General features: G+C 40.5%; 13 protein-coding genes, 1 tRNA gene and 1 pseudogene. 8 read left to right on the top strand and 7 right to left on the bottom strand.

What is annotated here, in order from left to right; genetic code table 11:
* Window positions 1–212 precede the first annotated feature (212 nt).
* Complete coding sequence (gene gnd, locus NG743_RS05270) at window positions 213–1,643, top strand: NADP-dependent phosphogluconate dehydrogenase (protein WP_168467138.1); 1,431 nt, start codon at window positions 213–215, stop codon at window positions 1,641–1,643.
* A 558-nt stretch (window positions 1,644–2,201) separates the two neighbouring features.
* On the opposite strand, the gene NG743_RS05265 is transcribed toward gnd, so the two are convergent.
* Complete coding sequence (locus NG743_RS05265) at window positions 2,202–2,453, bottom strand: DUF4926 domain-containing protein (protein ID WP_193964441.1); 252 nt, start codon at window positions 2,451–2,453, stop codon at window positions 2,202–2,204.
* A gap of 423 nt (window positions 2,454–2,876) precedes the next feature.
* Window positions 2,877–3,158 carry a DUF6883 domain-containing protein gene (locus NG743_RS05260; protein WP_193964440.1) on the bottom strand — a complete coding sequence of 94 codons (282 nt, stop codon included), beginning with the start codon at window positions 3,156–3,158 and terminating at the stop codon, window positions 2,877–2,879.
* A gap of 40 nt (window positions 3,159–3,198) precedes the next feature.
* Here NG743_RS05260 and NG743_RS05255 point away from each other — a divergent pair, with 40 nt between their 5' ends.
* The gene (locus tag NG743_RS05255; protein WP_039203610.1) at window positions 3,199–3,441 is read left to right on the top strand and encodes a hypothetical protein; all 243 of its coding nucleotides are present in this window, start codon (window positions 3,199–3,201) and stop codon (window positions 3,439–3,441) included.
* Window positions 3,442–3,564: 123 nt separating this feature from the next.
* Window positions 3,565–4,122, top strand: coding sequence for a Uma2 family endonuclease (locus NG743_RS05250; protein WP_053540480.1), 558 nt, complete (start codon window positions 3,565–3,567; stop codon window positions 4,120–4,122).
* 65 nt (window positions 4,123–4,187) lie between these two features.
* Here NG743_RS05250 and NG743_RS05245 read toward each other — a convergent pair.
* Window positions 4,188–4,298, bottom strand: a pseudogene (locus tag NG743_RS05245) (transposase); the annotation flags it as partial.
* 490 nt (window positions 4,299–4,788) lie between these two features.
* Between NG743_RS05245 and cobN the strand changes: the two are divergent.
* Together cobN and NG743_RS05235 are read left to right on the top strand one after the other, a co-directional pair.
* Window positions 4,789–8,523 (top strand): cobaltochelatase subunit CobN, encoded by a 3,735-nt coding sequence (cobN, locus tag NG743_RS05240; protein WP_193962165.1) that lies wholly within the window; start codon window positions 4,789–4,791, stop codon window positions 8,521–8,523.
* Between the two features lie 19 nt (window positions 8,524–8,542).
* On the top strand, window positions 8,543–9,520 hold the full coding sequence (locus tag NG743_RS05235) for a peptidoglycan-binding domain-containing protein (protein WP_027404554.1): 978 nt from the start codon (window positions 8,543–8,545) through the stop codon (window positions 9,518–9,520).
* A gap of 206 nt (window positions 9,521–9,726) precedes the next feature.
* Here the strand turns inward: NG743_RS05235 and NG743_RS05230 are convergent, their stop codons facing one another.
* The 4 genes from NG743_RS05230 to lipA form a co-directional block, all read right to left on the bottom strand.
* Window positions 9,727–10,182 carry a Fur family transcriptional regulator gene (locus NG743_RS05230; RefSeq protein ID WP_027404555.1) on the bottom strand — a complete coding sequence of 152 codons (456 nt, stop codon included), beginning with the start codon at window positions 10,180–10,182 and terminating at the stop codon, window positions 9,727–9,729.
* A gap of 240 nt (window positions 10,183–10,422) precedes the next feature.
* Window positions 10,423–11,655: an RNA polymerase sigma factor SigC gene (sigC, locus tag NG743_RS05225; protein WP_027404556.1), complete on the bottom strand. Its 1,233-nt coding sequence runs from the start codon at window positions 11,653–11,655 to the stop codon at window positions 10,423–10,425.
* 548 nt (window positions 11,656–12,203) lie between these two features.
* A complete protein-coding gene (locus NG743_RS05220; RefSeq protein WP_027404557.1) occupies window positions 12,204–13,175 on the bottom strand; it encodes an NAD(P)H-dependent glycerol-3-phosphate dehydrogenase in 972 nt (323 codons plus the stop codon).
* A 27-nt stretch (window positions 13,176–13,202) separates the two neighbouring features.
* A complete protein-coding gene (gene lipA / locus NG743_RS05215) occupies window positions 13,203–14,072 on the bottom strand; it encodes a lipoyl synthase (RefSeq protein WP_027404558.1) in 870 nt (289 codons plus the stop codon).
* 177 nt (window positions 14,073–14,249) lie between these two features.
* On the opposite strand from lipA, the gene NG743_RS05210 reads away from it, so the two are divergent.
* From NG743_RS05210 to NG743_RS05200, 3 genes are all read left to right on the top strand, one after another.
* Window positions 14,250–14,323: transfer RNA gene (locus NG743_RS05210), tRNA-Pro, on the top strand.
* A gap of 457 nt (window positions 14,324–14,780) precedes the next feature.
* Window positions 14,781–16,295 (top strand): class I SAM-dependent DNA methyltransferase, encoded by a 1,515-nt coding sequence (locus tag NG743_RS05205; protein WP_257121639.1) that lies wholly within the window; start codon window positions 14,781–14,783, stop codon window positions 16,293–16,295.
* Window positions 16,292–16,612, top strand: coding sequence for a DUF1016 N-terminal domain-containing protein (locus tag NG743_RS05200; RefSeq protein ID WP_257121638.1), 321 nt, complete (start codon window positions 16,292–16,294; stop codon window positions 16,610–16,612). Before NG743_RS05205 ends, NG743_RS05200 begins: the two co-directional genes overlap by 4 nt.
* Window positions 16,613–16,665: the final 53 nt, after the last annotated feature.

Here is a 16,665-nt window from a genome sequence, read left to right as displayed (position 1 = left end):
TATATCTATTTTAATTTTGCAAAATTTGGGACTAAATTGTGGACTTCAATACAAATTAAAATTAATTCATTGATGTGAGTGATGATTTCTTAAATTTTAGAAAAACTCTTAATATCTTCTTTAGGAGTGAAGCCAAAATCTCGGACTACCCTTAAAGAGAAAGGATCTGCAAGAGAAAGAGCCAAACCCAAACAAAAGATTTAAACTGAACTATGACACTACAAAGCTTTGGTGTGATTGGATTAGCAGTTATGGGCGAAAACATCGCACTTAACGTAGAAAGAAATGGCTTCCCAATTGCAGTTTACAACCGCTCTCGTGAAAAAACCGATGCCTTCATGGCGCACCGCGCCCCAGGACGGAACGTTAGAGCCGCTTTTAGCCTCGAACAATTTGTCGCCTCATTGGAACGTCCCCGCAAAATTTTGGTGATGGTACAAGCTGGTAAGCCTGTTGATGCGGTAATTCAACAGCTTAAGCCTTTACTCCAAGAAGGTGATATAATTATTGACGGTGGTAACTCTTGGTTTGAAGACACCGATAGACGCACTCAAGAATTAGAACCCATCGGTTTACGCTATATCGGTATGGGTGTGAGTGGCGGTGAAGAAGGCGCGTTGAATGGTCCTTCTCTCATGCCTGGTGGGACAAGAAGCTCTTATGAGTACCTATCTCCCATTTTCAACAAAATTGCGGCTCAAGTTGATGATGGTCCCTGTGTAACCTACATTGGTCCTGGTGGTTCTGGACACTATGTGAAAATGGTTCATAACGGTATTGAGTACGGTGATATGCAGTTAATTGCAGAAGCCTACGATTTGCTGAAAAATGTGGCTGGTTTAAGTGCAGCACAACTCCATGAAGTCTTTGCTCAATGGAATACAACTGACGAACTCAATTCATTTTTGATTGAGATTACCGCGAATATTTTCCCCTACGTAGATCCAGACACCAAGATTCCTCTCGTTGATTTGATTGTTGACGCAGCCGGTCAAAAGGGAACTGGTCGTTGGACTGTACAAACTGCTTTAGAATTGGGTGTAGCTATTCCGACAATTACAGCAGCGGTAAATGCTCGAATTCTCTCTTCAATTCGAGATGAACGGATTGCTGCTTCTAAGGTCATCACTGGACCAAATGCTAAGTATGGTGGTGATATTGCAGCTTTTGTGAACATGGTGCGTGATGCTCTTTATTGTTCCAAAATCTGTTCTTATGCTCAAGGTATGGCACTCTTATCTACAGCTTCTAAAACCTACAATTGGGAATTAAATCTGGGCGAAATGGCGCGGATTTGGAAAGGTGGTTGTATTATTCGGGCTGGCTTCTTGAATAAGATTAAGAAAGCATTTGACGAAAATCCAGCTTTACCTAACTTGTTGTTAGCACCTGAATTTAAGCAAACAATTCTGGATAGACAAGCTGCTTGGCGAGAAGTAATTGTGACTGCGGCTAAGTTGGGTATTCCTGTACCTGCTTTTAGTGCTTCTCTAGATTACTTCGATAGTTACCGCCGCGATCGCTTGCCACAAAACTTAACTCAAGCACAACGGGACTACTTCGGCGCTCACACCTACAAACGAACTGACAAAGAAGGATCTTTCCACACTGAGTGGGTTCCCATTGCTGAAGCTCAGAAGTAAGATACTTTTGGTTAGGCTGTCAAGTTAATTCTTGCCATTTATTTCGGCAAAATTGCCTGTAGGGGCGGGGTTTCCCCGCCCTTAATTGTAAGATTAATAATAAGTTTTTAGAGTAAGAATTAATTATAAATTTAAATATCATGCGATATCTGAATCTTTAGGTCTGCGTAGCGTCTTGTGAACCGTTAAGGCGAAAAATATACTTACCTGAAGTTGTTACATTTGATTTATTGCAGGATGCCTTTGTTGATATTCGAGATTTTCAAACAACAGGAGTTGTAGCATTTGCAAAGGGACTTCCTTTTACGAAAATGAATGCTGGCAACTATGCCTTACCTGGTAGAGACCGAATTCAAATTAAAGCCGATAACTTGGATCATTGTACTGAGGCAATGAATTTGATAGTTGCAAAATTATAAAACTTAGGATTTTTGGGATTTCTGAAACCAAGTATGAATTTATGTGTAGAGACGTTCCATGGAACGTCTCTACAAGGGTTTTGATATAATCAAAAATCATTTTCATACCTCAAATCAGCAACGCCTGATTTTTTCTACTTTAAGCTGTTTGTCTTGTTTCATATTCAACATTTCCCCAACTTTCAGGAAGAGGATTAACCCAAGAAATAGGAACAGAAACGACATCTAGAGTTTCACTATCTTCAAAGACTTCTAAAATATATCCTGGTTCTGGCTGAGTTTTAGTAGGATTGAGATGATCTAAAACAACCCCCTTATTGCCAGCTTTTACAGGGCTGTTAGGAACATCTCGCTTTAGTTCTACCCATTGGAATAAGGTGGCTGTTGTCATCGTTTAATTCTCCTGTGATCTATCAGGTTTTAAAGTTATAAATCTTAATACTTCTGCTCCCTCATAAGAACTTCCGGTAAGTGGGAAACTCAGTCACTTTAGTGCTGACAGGGAAACGAGACGGGCGGTTTTAACCGCATTGAATCTTAAATTTTAGTCAGGTTTTTTGATTGGAAACCTGAAAAACCAACTCCCATTTCTGGGGTAATGTTAGCTTCGACCTGTTATAAGAGCTTGTTAAGCTTGCAACACTGTTCCAGTGACCTTAGAACTGTTTAATCACAAGCGACAGAGCAGGGAACTAGCTACGCATTCCGGGGTGTCGTGACTCAAATAACGGCTACCCTTAGACTATGCTTAGGGTGGTCTGGTCAGTACAGCTTGTTTGATTTCTCTTGCAAGCTCAGTCCCTTTAGGGCTGGGTTACTGACCCTGTTGCCAGATAGTGATAACCCTAAGTAAGCGGCCATTAGGACCATGCCACTGATTTTTAACAGTAAACTGAGTTCCATAACCAGTTGGGGTAACATCTGCAATTTCAGAACCTTCCACAGCTTTTATTATATCACTCTTGAGAATTTCCCAGTTATATAGGTTATATCCGGCTAAAGCCAAATATCCTGATTTATCACTTTTAGGCTGATACACTAGTAAGTATTTTGTGATCTTAGCATCCTGAATTACTAAATTTGATGGTATTGTCATAACACTTATGTATAATAAATTTATATTTACTATCAAAATAATGAAAAATCAAGAGTTTTTAGGTGAATTTTTATCTCTGCCTACGGAAGCTCAAAATCAAGTAGTCAGCCTGATCGCCTATTTGAAACAAAAGTACATATACACTGAATCTCTCTCTGTGTCACCGGATGTTGATTTAAACAACGATGGGTTTATCGGAATGTGGCAGGATCGTCAAGACTTAGCTAATGCTAATTGGGTACGAAATCTGCGAGAAACAGAGTGGTCAAAAACCCATGACTAATTCAACAATTATGATTAATACTTAGTTTTTAGATTAAAAAGCAATTGTAACTTTAAAAATGTAAAATATTTAATATATTCCCTAGTTTTATCCATCTCGATTAAAATCCAAATAGAGGTGACAATGGTTTTACAATTAGTCAGACACCAATTTACAGTTAAGCAATTTCACCAAATGGCTGAATCTGGTATTTTGTCAGAAAATGATAGATTAGAATTAATTCGGGGGGAAATGATTGATATGTCACCTATTGGCAGAAGACACGCTGGTTGTGTCAATAGATTAGTTAATTTGCTGATTCAGCTTCTCGGAAAGCAAATAGTGCTTGCACCTCAAAATCCTGTAGAATTGGATGAAACCTCTGAACCCCAACCAGATATAGCATTATTAAAACCACGTCCAGACTTTTATAGAAATTCACACCCCCAACCAGAAGATATATTTTTGTTAATAGAAGTTGCCGATACAACGGTAAAATATGATCGGGAAGTGAAAATTCCTTTATATGCAGAAGCAAATATTCCTGAAGTTTGGTTATTAGATGTTAATCAAGAGGTTGTAGAAGTATATCGAAATCCTCTCCAGGGAGTTTATCAAGATGTACAGAAGTTAGTCAAAAATCAAATTTTATCAATTTTAGCTTTTCCTGATGTGCATATTAATGTGACTGAGGTATTTTAATAATCATCTTTATTTGTAGTCTATTAATATGCGGATCACCATTTTTTTCGGCTCTTGCGCTACTTTTATGGAGAATTAATACTAAAGTGCCAGTTTAATAAACTGCGTAATCTGAAATTGCTAAAGTTGCGAAAGCCATATCCAAGTCGTTTAATAAGTTTGAGTTTATTATTCATAAGAATACCCGGTAAGTGGGAAACTCAGTGGCTTGGCTCCCTGAGAGGGAAACGACACGAGTCGCTTGTATCTCAGGTCTAAAGACACTGAGCTTTACGCTTACCGGATGCTCTTGTAAGAGTTTGACATTTAAGAGATTAGTATTAGGGAACACCAAAAAATAAATTACCCAATTTTGTGGGATGGCCATCCTGCCCGTCCTTGATGGTTAGCGGGCAAGATGCCCGCACCACAAAAATTTTTGGGTATTTTTTTAATTGGAAGTCCCTTAAGTAACAAATAAAAAAGCGAGAATCGCGGATTATATGGATTACGCTGATTACACAGATTTTTTTCATTTGCTAAGATAACCAAAATCTGTGTAATTCTTTAATCCTTAGAATCCGCGATTCTCACCTTCTCTGAAAATATGTTGATACCAAGGAGACTTCTAGTCAGCCAAAACTTTTAAAACATCCTCTAAAAATTTCCATCATTAAATTACCAATTATGCACAGAATCAGCGCCACACCAGGCGGATTAAATCAGTCTGAAGGTTTATTTTTCCTCGAACAAACTCCTGCCCCTTTCGTATTGATTACAGCAGCCGATACTGATATTCAAACTCTAGCGGCTGTAGTTCCTAAATTACCTAGTCAATTCCCCGAAATCAGGGTAGCCAACTTATTACAACTACAGCAACAAATAAGTATAGATGCTTATAGTGAACAAGTTTTAGAATCCGCCCAAGTTATTGTGCTTCGTCTCATAGGAGGAAGTTCATACTGGGCTTATGGTTTAGAAGTCGTACAAGAAATTGTACAACGTAATGGCACAACTCTAATTGTCATGCCAGGAGATGACGGACTTGATTTTGATTTAATTTCCAAATCTACGGTTTCTCAAGAAATCGTCCAGAAGATTTGGCAATACTTTCAAGAAGGTGGTACAGAAAATTTCCTCAATGCCTTGCAATTTATTGCTGATACATCCTTATCAACGGCGTTTAATCCCCCACAACCACAACCTGTTCCCCGCGTAGGATTGTACGAAAGAAGTCAGGATGTAGGGGCGCAGGGAATGCGCCCAGTCAGGAGTCAGCCTAAAGTGGGGATTTTGTTTTATCGCGCCCATTATTTAGCAGGAAACACTAAAGTTATTGATGCTTTATGTAATGCTTTGATAGAGAAAAATTTACAGCCTGTACCAGTTTTTGTTTCTTCATTGCGCGAACCTGGTGTTAGTAGTCAATTATGTGAATTATTAGCAGCAAAAGATGATCATTCTGTTAGCTTGTTGATGAATACCACCAGTTTTTCCCTAGCAAGTTTAGAAACAGAAACACCACAAACCGAACTTTGGGAAAAATTAGATGTCCCGGTTTTGCAAGTAATTCTTTGTGCTAGTTCCGTTGAACAATGGGAATCAGAATCACAAGGTTTAACACCCCGTGATATTGCCATAAATGTGGCATTACCAGAAGTAGATGGGCGAATTATTAGTCGGGCTGTGTCTTTCAAAACCTTACAAACTCGGAATAATAAACTAGAAACCGATGTCGTAGTTTATGAACCCGTGAGCGATCGCATTCAATTCGTCGCCCAACTGGCTGCAAACTGGGTAAGATTGCGGGTAAAGCCGCCCCAAGAACGCCGTATAGCCCTAATTTTAGCAAATTACCCCAACACCAACGGCAGGCTTGCCAACGGCGTAGGACTGGACACTCCTGCTAGTTGTGTAGAAATTCTCAAAGCCTTAAAGTTAGCTGGTTATGAATTAGGAACTATTCCCGAAACTGGAGACGAATTAATTCAAATTCTCACATCTAGCGTTACCAATGATCCCGAAGGAAAAGATTGGAAACCAATAAATCAAAGTTTGTCAGCAGCAGAATATCAAAACTATTTTTCCACCCTACCAATAAATATCCAAAAACAAATTATTGCCCGTTGGGGACAACCTATTTTAGACGCAATCCCAAATTGGGCGGTTTCTGGAATTCAATTTGGTAATGTTTTTGTTGGTATTCAACCATCACGAGGTTACGATCTTGATCCTAGTTTAAATTATCACGCCCCCGATTTAGAACCAACCCATAATTATTTAGCCTTTTATGATTGGGTACGAGAATCTTTTCAAGCAGATGCCATAGTTCATGTAGGAAAACATGGCAACTTAGAATGGCTACCAGGAAAAAGTGTCGCCTTATCTAATACTTGTTATCCAGAAATTGCCCTGGGACCAATGCCCCATTTATATCCATTTATTGTTAATGATCCCGGAGAAGGTTCACAGGCAAAAAGACGCGCCCAAGCCGTAATCATTGATCACCTCACACCACCAATGACAAGGGCAGAATTATATGGACCATTGCAACAAGTAGAAAACCTAATTGATGAATATTACGAAGCCGAAAGTTTAGATCCTTCCAGATTACCAACAATACGCGATCGCATTCAAAAACTCGTCATCCAAGAAAACCTGTACAAAGACTTAGGAATCACCAACCCCGAAGACATCGCCAACTTTGAAACCCTGATTTTAAACTCCCTAGACGGTTACTTGTGCGAACTCAAAGAAGCCCAAATCCGCGACGGCTTACACATATTCGGTCAATGTCCCCAAGGAACCCAACTACGAGACCTAATAGTAGCGATCGCCCGCATCCCCAACCGCCATTCTATCGGCATTACCCGCGCCATAGCCAAACAGTGGCAAATAGACATAGACCCCCTCACCGACAACTTCTCAACCCCCCTCTCTGCGCCTCTGCGCCTCTGCGAGAGACTTAAATCCTGCCACATCATCGGCGATGTCGTCGAACTCCTAGAAATAGAAGCCGCCCATTTAGTAGAAGAAGTTATCTCTGGGCGCAGACCCTGCGCCCCTACGGATTGGATCAGCGACAAACTCCTCCCAGCCCTACAAAAAACCAACCAAGAAACCACAAACCTCCTACGGGGACTTGACGGAAAATATGTTCCCAGCGGGGCTTCTGGCGCACCCACCCGCGGACGACCCGAAGTTCTACCCACAGGTAAAAACTTTTACGCCGTTGACATTCGCGCCATACCCACAGAAACCGCCTGGGACATTGGCAGAAAAGCCGCTGAAACCCTGATTGAAACCTACACCCAAGAACATGGAGAATACCCCCAAACCCTGGGTTTATCAGTGTGGGGAACAGCCACCATGCGGACTGGTGGTGATGATATAGCCGAAGCCTTAGCTTTACTTGGTGTGCAACCCGTGTGGGATGGTGCAGCAAGACGAGTAGTAGATTTTGAAATTTTACCCTTGGCGATTATCGGTCGTCCCCGTGTGGATGTCACCCTAAGAATTTCCGGGTTTTTCCGGGATGCTTTCCCCAATTTAATCACTTTATTTGATCAAGCAGTGAAAGCCGTTTCAGCTTTAGATGAACCACCAGACCAAAATCCCTTAGCAGATACAGTTCGTCAAGAAACAGCACAATGGACTCAAGAAGGTTTATCTTTAGAAGTAGCCCAAGAGCGATCGCAATATCGTGTTTTTGGTTCTCAACCAGGGGCTTATGGTGCAGGACTCCAGGGACTAATAGCCTCCCAAAACTGGGAAAATGATCAGGATTTAGCCCAAGCTTACACAAATTGGAGTGCTTACGCCTATTCTTCTAGTGAGGGAACAGGGAACAAAAATGCAGAAGCCTTTGAACAACGCTTAAAGCAAATGCAAATTGTCCTCCACAATCAAGACAACCGAGAACACGATTTACTCGATTCCGACGATTATTATCAATTTCAGGGTGGTTTAACCGCAGCCGTGCGTTCTCTCCAAGGTAAAAATCCCCAAACCTACTTTGGCGACAATTCCAACACATCTCAACCCAAAATCCGCCAACTTAGTGCCGAAATTGCCAGGGTTTATCGTTCCCGCGTCGTTAATCCTAAATGGATAGCTGGAGTCATGCGTCATGGATATAAAGGTGCATTTGAAATGGCTGCAACCGTAGATTTTCTCTTCGCTTACGATGCTACCGCCCAATGTGTCGAAGATTATATGTATCAAGGTGTTGTAGAAGCTTATTTAGAAAATGCTACCGTTTGTGAATTTATTCATGACAAGAATCCCTGGGCATTACGCGATATTGCAGAAAGATTACTAGAAGCCAACCAACGCGGTTTATGGCAGGATGTGAATATACAAACCCTCGAAAACCTCCGCAATTTGGTGCATCAAGCAGAAGCAACTATCGAAGAAAAATAATTTCATTTAGGAACTGGATATGGAAAATCTTGCGTATTTACATTTAGCTTTTGCCAATCAAGACGAAGAAACCACTGAGTTAATATCCCTCAGTTCTTTATTCAAAACAACAGCCGCACCAAATTGGCAACTCTTTTCTAGTAGTGCGTGGAAATACATGATTCCCCTGGCTCTAACTATATCTATTTTGAATAGTGTTAGTAGTGTTTTCGCCTTAGAAAAAAATGATAACGCTGCTACCGTAAACAGTCTCCGACAAAATGAAATATCTCAAATTAAAACCGCCAATAATCAAGTTATCAGTACAGCCCCAATAACCCCCACTACCCCAAATAATATTATTTCCGTGAATAACAAGCGCAAAGACCCCAATCTCCTCAGCAAAGGTGATGAAGGTACGGATGTCAAAGTTTTACAAGAACGCTTGAAAATCGCTGGTTTTTATTATGGTAATTCCACAGGCATTTTTGGTCCAATTACTCACGAAGCAGTAAAAAGATTCCAAAAAGCTTATCAACTCACAGTTGATGGTGTTGTCGGTAAATCCACACTAGCCAAATTACCAGATGTTACCGATGAAAATCAAACAACTACTTCTCAAAAATTAGATCACCCAGATATACTTAGTTTAGGCGATCGCGGTGAAGCCGTCAGAATTCTCCAAGCACAATTAATCACCGCCGGATTTCTCCAAAATCAGCCCAATGGTTACTATGGTTCTAACACAGTTGATGCCGTAAAACGCTTTCAAAAACAACACAAACTAGAAATCAATGGACTGGCTGGACAAACTACCCGTTCTAAGTTACACAGTTTAGTTAAAAACTCTGCCAAAAGTGATTTCACCACTCTAGAAATCCAAAGACGACTACAGGAAAAAGGTTTCTATAAAGGTCAAATCAACGGCATGATGGCATCTGATACCAAAAAAGCAATTAGTCGCGCTCAAGAATTTTATGGTATCAGTCTCAAAGATATTAAAAGCGGAAGTTTTTAATTCCCGCTTTCTCCAAATCATCAGATTCCCCACGAATTGATTCATCCTCCAAATTTTGGGCTAGTACCGCAGAATGGAAGTCAAAAGTCAAAAGTCAAAATTAAGACTGCATAGGCTTTTTGGCTTTTGGAAATGGTTGGTTTATTTACGCCGTGCTGTACTAGTAATTGGTAATTACTCTTGCCTTTTGCCTCTTGCCTTAGTTATTAAATTGGCATCAACGCTCTTTGACACTTAGGACAAACGGCATGAATTGTCATTTGACAATCTAATAAATGAAACCCCTCTTTTTGGGCTGTTTTTCCGCCAATCTTTAAAACTGAGTCATTCTTAAACTCAATAGTCGAATTACAGCGAACACAAATGAGGTGATGATGGTGATGGGGATAAGGCTGATTAATTTCATAATGTTTATGCCCTTCACCCAATTCCAACTCCCGCAAAATCCCCATTCTCGCCATTAACTTTAAAGTGCGATAAATAGTTGATAAACTAATCCCTTCACCATCAGTTTCTAAACGATGATACAGGTCTTCTGCACTTAAATGTTCACCTTGCGGGAGTTCCTGAAAAATATGTAGAATTGTTTCGCGCTGTGGAGTTAAACGCCAGCCACGGTCGTTTAACTCTGCTTTAAGTGAACCAGTTGTGTAGACAGTCATACTAAATTTTCTCAACAAAGCTCATTAATTGAGAATATAACAAATATTTGGCTCGATTTGCAACAATCACCGCTTATTGAGAATATTTGCTAGTGGTCAGTTGTCAGTGGTCAGTTGTCAGTTGTCCGTTGTCAGTTGTCCGTTGTCAGTTGTCCGTTGACTCTTACCTATCACCTATTACCTGTCACCTATTACCTGTCACCTATCACCTATTACCTATTACCTATTACCTATTACCTTCTAACTTAACGACTCTAGATAGTCGCGGACTAGGTTACGACGTTTAGGTTGGCGAAGTTTTTGTAAAGCCTTGGATTCAATTTGTCTGACCCTTTCCCGTGATAAATCAAGGGCGCGACCGATTTCTGCTAAAGAGTAGGCATGACCATCGGACAAGCCAAAGCGCATCGAAATAACATCTCGTTCTCGACTGGTTAAATCATCAAGAAGATTATGCAAATCCTTATGTAAAGATTCTCGCATTAACATCTCCTCTGGGGTAATCGTATCAGTCTCCAGTAATTCGCCTAATTCAGTATCTTTATCCTTCCCTACCTTCGTTTCCAAAGACACAGACCGGGGAACTCTCAATAGCACTTCCCGGACTTGGATAGCTGTCATATCCAACTCAATGGCTAGGTCTTCTAAAGTTGGAGTGCGACCTTTTTCTTGGGCAATTTTCCGTTGCGCCTTTTTAATTTTGTTGAGCTTTTCGGTAATATGGACAGGTAGGCGAATAGTGCGGCTAGAAGTAGCGATCGCCCTGGTAATACCCTGACGAATCCACCAGTAAGCATAGGTACTAAAACGATAACCCTTTGTAGGATCAAACTTCTCAACTGCTCGTTCTAAACCTAAAGTCCCTTCTTGCACCAAATCTAACAATTCCAAACCCCGATTTTGGTACTTTTTGGCAACAGATACCACCAAACGCAAATTCGCCTTAATCATGTGCGATTTGGCTTGTAGTCCTTGAGTTTGAACTTGCTCTAGTTCTTCAACTGTTAAATTAGCAATTTCCGCCCAGCGTCTTTTCCCATTGGCTAAAGTCGGCTTAAGATCAGGTAAATTTATCCCCGCAGTAGTCGCCCAGCGTTCCAAAGAAGGGCGGTGTCCTAGTTCTGATGTCAACCGCTCCTGTACCTCCATTAACCGGGCATAAGGGACAATTACAGCGTCTCCCTCAGTGGCAGCAGCACCAAGCAATAACCGCATCCGTAAATATCGCTGTACTTTTTGGGCTTCAGCAACTTCCTCATCTCGTCCTAATAAGCGGACTCGACCAATTTCTTGCAGATAGAGTCGTACCAAGTCTGTGCTACGTCGGCTAGTTTGCGCGGCTAAGGCTAAGTCTGACTCAACAGCAGCCATATCTAAATCTGGCAAATCATCATTATTGATTTCAATATCCAAGGGTGAACTAGGATTTTGCCCTTCCTGGGCGGCATTTTTATAAAAAGATGTTGCTGGCATGATGTCTCAAATGGCTCCAGTTAACAATAGATTACGGTCAGCTAAAATTACGGTCAGCTAATCAACTGTTGCTATTCCGTAATTTCGTCATGAAATAACATAGTTTGGGCTTCAGTGTACAATTCTTTGCAAAACTTTGTACTAGTCCAAAGATGTCGAAGAGAAGAAAACTTAATTTATCAGCTTTTGGACTGTTTTAACTGGATAGTTATTTTCACCACAGTGTACTAGGTTAGAAAAATACATTCTTAATCAGTTGTTCGTTAGTAGTAGTTATGTAATTGAATAAATAGCTCTGCAAATCTTCAGTCAGAGTTTCCATTAGGAGTTACCTAGTCAATATTACCATGTTTAAAGATATTGACGGTTATTTTTTTAACTGTTCATTAACATACATTTAGTTGTAATGATGTTTATAAACTACATAGTCATATTTACATCACTCAAAAAGTAATTTCCTGACAATTTGATAAATTTCTTCCAGGGATTTTGCGGTAATCGTTTAATTTCAATTGCACACCTTACACTATCAGCATTTCTCCCCCTATTTACCATATTTGTTCTGTAGGAAAATTATCAAATTCGGGCTTGATGTCTCGTAACATCAGTTTATCTAATGCAAGTCTTGGTGTAACTTCTCCTTCCAGCAGTTGGTAAACTTGCTCGGTAATGGGAATAGCAATGCCTTGTTGTTGGGCGATTTCCATTAATACCCGACAAGTGTTCACACCTTCGGCTGTGCCTGGAAGATTTGCCATAACCCCTTGCAACGTTTTTCCATTTGCTAATTGATAACCAACTTGATAATTGCGACTTAACGGGCTGTTGCAGGTTGCTAATAAGTCCCCTAGACCGGATAAGCCATAAAATGTTTCCGTTTTTGCGCCTAAACTCTGACCTATTCGTACCATTTCGGTTAAGCCACGAGTGACTAAGGCAGCTTTGGCATTCGTTCCTAAGTGTAACCCATCACATACACCTGCGGCGATCGCTATCACATTTTTCAGTGTTCCCCCTAATTCTACGCCCACAGGGTCAGGATTAGTATAAACACGAAAGCGACTGGAAGAAAATACTATTTGGACTGTTTGGGCGGCATTGGTATTTTTACTGGCTACTACCGTTGCTGCTGGTAATTCCTGGGCAATTTCCTGGGACAAATTCGGACCTGATAAAACCACCACCGGATGATCAGGAAAAGCTGCTTGCCAAATTTGCGAAGGTGTGTATGTAGTGTGTGGTTCTAGTCCCTTTGTTGCGGTGACAAAGATTGTCTGTGGTGATAGGGGCAAACCCTGCACCCTAGAAGCCACATCTCTCACCCCTTTCATGGAAATAGCCGACAAGATTACTTGAGCATTTTTATCCTCTAATACTTTTTCTAGAGGTTGGCAGTCAGAACGTGACCATAAATGCACCTGATTACCATTAATTGCTGCTAATTTAGCCAGGGCTTTACCCCAAGCACCCCCACCAAGAATAACGACAGATTTTAAATTTTGGATTTTGGAATTGGTCATTAGGGTAAAATAACAACTGACAACTGACTATCTGGGGTAACGTTTCATTAATTCTCTGACTTGCTCTGCATGATAGGAGCTTCTTGTCAATGGTGAAGAAACAACTTGTAAAAATCCTAGTTCTTCGCCAAAAGTTTGCCATGCTGCAAATTGTTCTGGTGTTACGAAGTTAGATACTTGTAAGTGTTTTTGACTAGGTTGGAGATATTGCCCAATTGTCAAAATATCACAATCCACTTTTCGTAGGTCTTCCATAACTTGGCGAATTTCCGCATCTGTTTCACCCAATCCGACCATGATACCAGATTTAGTGTAAGTGCTGGGAGAAATTTGGCGAGAACGTTGTAATAATTCCATTGTCCGCTCATAATCTCCCTGTGGACGCACACGGCGATACAAGCGAGAAATGGTTTCTGTATTGTGGTTAATTACTTCTGGTTTCCCTTGCAGAATTATTTCTAAAGCTTGCCAATTACCGCATAAATCGGGAATTAATACTTCAATAGTAGTATGAGGCGAAATTTCATGAATAGCATTAATACAGTGGACAAACTGAGATGCACCACCATCTGGTAAATCATCTCGGTTGACGGAAGTAATCACGACGTGATTAAGCTGCATCCGTTCCACTGCTTTCGCTAGTCTTGTGGGTTCGGTGGGATCTAATGCTTGGGGTTTCTTTTCAAAGTCAATGTCACAATAAGGACAAGCCCTGGTGCAAGCTGGACCCATAATCAAAAATGTGGCAGTACCCGCGTTAAAGCATTCCCCAATATTGGGACAGGAAGCTTCTTCGCAAACAGTATTCAGGGCTAAATCCCGTAAAATCTCTTTAACGTTACCAACACGCTCCCATTGAGGTGCTTTCACTCTCAACCAGTCTGGTTTTACAGTCACAGTCTACTTTTACCATTTTAGTTATACAAATCTTATGGTAGCAAGCAAAGACCTTTGTAGAAGAGAAAAAATTTGTTATTTTGTTACTAATTGTGGTATTATAGATTTATATTGCCATTTTTTTGGAAAATTGCTCTACTTGGGATCTCCCCAAGACCGTATTTTCCGCTTTTGTGCCGGGATGTGGCGCAGCTTGGTAGCGCACTTCGTTCGGGACGAAGGGGCCGCTGGTTCGAATCCAGTCATCCCGATTTTTAGCCCCTAAAATGCCTGATATTTTGCGAAACTCAAACCTCCATCTCTCTATAAAATTGGGATTTGGAGTGGCAAAACCAAGCGTTAGGTATGATTTCAAGACTTGTGTGTACACCGTAGTTGTAAAGGGGAGGGAACTGGATTTTTATTGTTTCCCCCCTTTCCCCTTGTAAAGGGTGGTAGCAATGTGATGAAAATTAGGGAATACCACTTTTAAAACATCCTCTAAGTAATTGGACAAAAATATTTACAGTCATTGCGAGGGAAGGGAAGCAATCACAACCCTGGCGATTGCTGGATTTCACTTCGTTCCATATGGCTAACGCCACGCAAAGCTTACGCAATGACATTGTGTAATTAATTCTGTCTCACTACTGACAATAATTTATTTAACCTTGTAGGTGTAAAATTTAAGTCCAGCTATTAATAATAAAAATTCTAGAATAAAGCTAAATGTTTGAGCAAACTTTTAAGAATATTGATGATGTTCTCTGGAAAGAGGCAGGTTGTACTACAGAATTAGATTACACTGAGCAAACTTCTTGGCTGCTGTTTTTGAAGTATTTGGATGATTTGGAGCAGGAAAAGGCAGAAAAAGCGGAGTTAACGGGGGAATCATATCAGTTTATCATTGATGAAACCCATCGTTGGTCTGTTTGGGCTGCACCAAAAGATCAAGATGGTAAATTAGATCAAAATCATGCGCTGACTGGTGATGATTTGATTGATTATGTCAACCGCAAGTTATTTCCATATTTACAGGGTTTTAAGGAACGGGCGACTAGTCCAGATACGATAGAATATAAGATTGGCGAGATTTTTAGCGAGATTAAAAATAGGTTTCAAAGTGGTTATAGTTTGCGAGATGCGCTGGAATATATTGACGAGTTAAGATTTAGATCCCAGCAGGAAAAACACGAGTTATCCCATCTCTATGAAGCAAAAATCAAGAATATGGGAAATGCGGGGCGTAATGGTGGGGAATATTATACACCACGTCCTTTAATTCGGGCAATAATTCAGGTGATAAAGCCGAAAATTGGGGAAAAAATTTATGATGGTGCTTGTGGTTCGGCGGGTTTTTTGTGTGAAAGTTACGACTATTTACGTCAAGGAAAATTAACTACTAAACAACTGGAAATTCTCCAGAAAAATACTTTTACGGGTAAGGAAAAGAAGAGTTTAGCTTATGTCATTGCCATCATGAATATGATTTTACATGGCATTGATGCGCCGAATATTATTCATACTAATACTTTGACGGAAAATCTGAGTAGTATTCAGGATAAAGATCGTTTTGATGTGATTTTAGCAAATCCGCCATTTGGAGGGAAGGAACGCAAGGAAGTACAGCAGAATTTTTCGATTAAAACGGGGGAAACGGCTTTTCTGTTTTTGCAGCATTTTATCAAAATTCTCAAGGTTGGCGGTAGGGCGGCGGTAGTTATTAAAAATACTTTTCTTTCTAATTCTGATAATGCTTCGCAGGCTTTGCGTCAAGAGCTTTTGAGTAGTTGTAATTTACATTCTATTTTAGATTGTCCCGGTGGTACTTTTATCGGGGCGGGGGTGAAAACTGTTGTTTTATTTTTTGAAAAGGGAGAACCTGTAGACGCTATTCAGACAACACCGATTTTTAATCAGGGGAAGTCTGTAAATGAACAAATGGCGACTCGGAAAATTTGGTATTATCAATTAGATCCGGGGCGGAATATGGGGAAAACTAATTCCCTGAATGATGATGATTTACAGGAGTTTGTGGAGTTACAAGCTACTTTTGCGGAGTCGGAAAAGTCTTGGTTGGTGGATGTTGCGGATATTGATCAGGAGTCGTTTGATTTATCGGTGAAGAATCCCAATAAGGGGGAGGAAGTGAGGTTAAGAGAACCGCAGGATATTTTAGGTGAAATTACGGCTTTGGATCTGGAAAGTGCGGAGATTTTAGAGCTTATTGGGGGGATGTTGTGAGTGAAATAAGTTCTCAGGATTATGCTAATTTCTGCTATGAGATTAAACAGCGAATCTGCGATCGCCAATTGGCAGCTTTACGCAGTGTAAATCGGGAATTAGTGCGGCTATATTGGGAAATTGGCGAGTTAATTCATCACAAGCAGGAAACCCTGGGCTGGGGTAAGTCTGTGGTGGAAACTCTAGCGCGAGATTTACAAAGTGAGTTTCCAGGACGAAATGGGTTTTCGGCAAATAATCTCTGGTTAATGCGCCAGTTTTACTGTGAATATGTGGATCATCCAAATCTCCAATTATTGATTGGAGAAATTAGGTAGGCAAAAAAATTGACTGTGGGATAGGCAGGAGATAGAATTAGATTAAATCCTGT

Source organism: Dolichospermum heterosporum TAC447, assembly GCF_024584745.1.
Classification (GTDB): domain Bacteria; phylum Cyanobacteriota; class Cyanobacteriia; order Cyanobacteriales; family Nostocaceae; genus Dolichospermum; species Dolichospermum heterosporum.
Note: the sequence above shows the minus strand (reverse complement) of the source record. Positions and strands in the feature narration are given on the sequence as shown.

What these genes read in the sequence shown, in the direction of transcription:
- gnd (WP_168467138.1), top strand. Translation starts at nt 213, where the DNA reads ATGACACTACAAAGCTTTGGTGTGATTGGATTAGCAGTTATGGGCGAA.
- NG743_RS05235 (WP_027404554.1), top strand. Translation starts at nt 8,543, where the DNA reads ATGGAAAATCTTGCGTATTTACATTTAGCTTTTGCCAATCAAGACGAA.
- cobN (WP_193962165.1), top strand. Translation starts at nt 4,789, where the DNA reads ATGCACAGAATCAGCGCCACACCAGGCGGATTAAATCAGTCTGAAGGT.
- NG743_RS05265 (WP_193964441.1), bottom strand. Translation starts at nt 2,453, where the DNA reads ATGACAACAGCCACCTTATTCCAATGGGTAGAACTAAAGCGAGATGTT.
- NG743_RS05255 (WP_039203610.1), top strand. Translation starts at nt 3,199, where the DNA reads ATGAAAAATCAAGAGTTTTTAGGTGAATTTTTATCTCTGCCTACGGAA.
- NG743_RS05260 (WP_193964440.1), bottom strand. Translation starts at nt 3,158, where the DNA reads ATGACAATACCATCAAATTTAGTAATTCAGGATGCTAAGATCACAAAA.
- NG743_RS05250 (WP_053540480.1), top strand. Translation starts at nt 3,565, where the DNA reads ATGGTTTTACAATTAGTCAGACACCAATTTACAGTTAAGCAATTTCAC.
- NG743_RS05220 (WP_027404557.1), bottom strand. Translation starts at nt 13,175, where the DNA reads ATGACCAATTCCAAAATCCAAAATTTAAAATCTGTCGTTATTCTTGGT.
- NG743_RS05230 (WP_027404555.1), bottom strand. Translation starts at nt 10,182, where the DNA reads ATGACTGTCTACACAACTGGTTCACTTAAAGCAGAGTTAAACGACCGT.
- NG743_RS05205 (WP_257121639.1), top strand. Translation starts at nt 14,781, where the DNA reads ATGTTTGAGCAAACTTTTAAGAATATTGATGATGTTCTCTGGAAAGAG.
- sigC (WP_027404556.1), bottom strand. Translation starts at nt 11,655, where the DNA reads ATGCCAGCAACATCTTTTTATAAAAATGCCGCCCAGGAAGGGCAAAAT.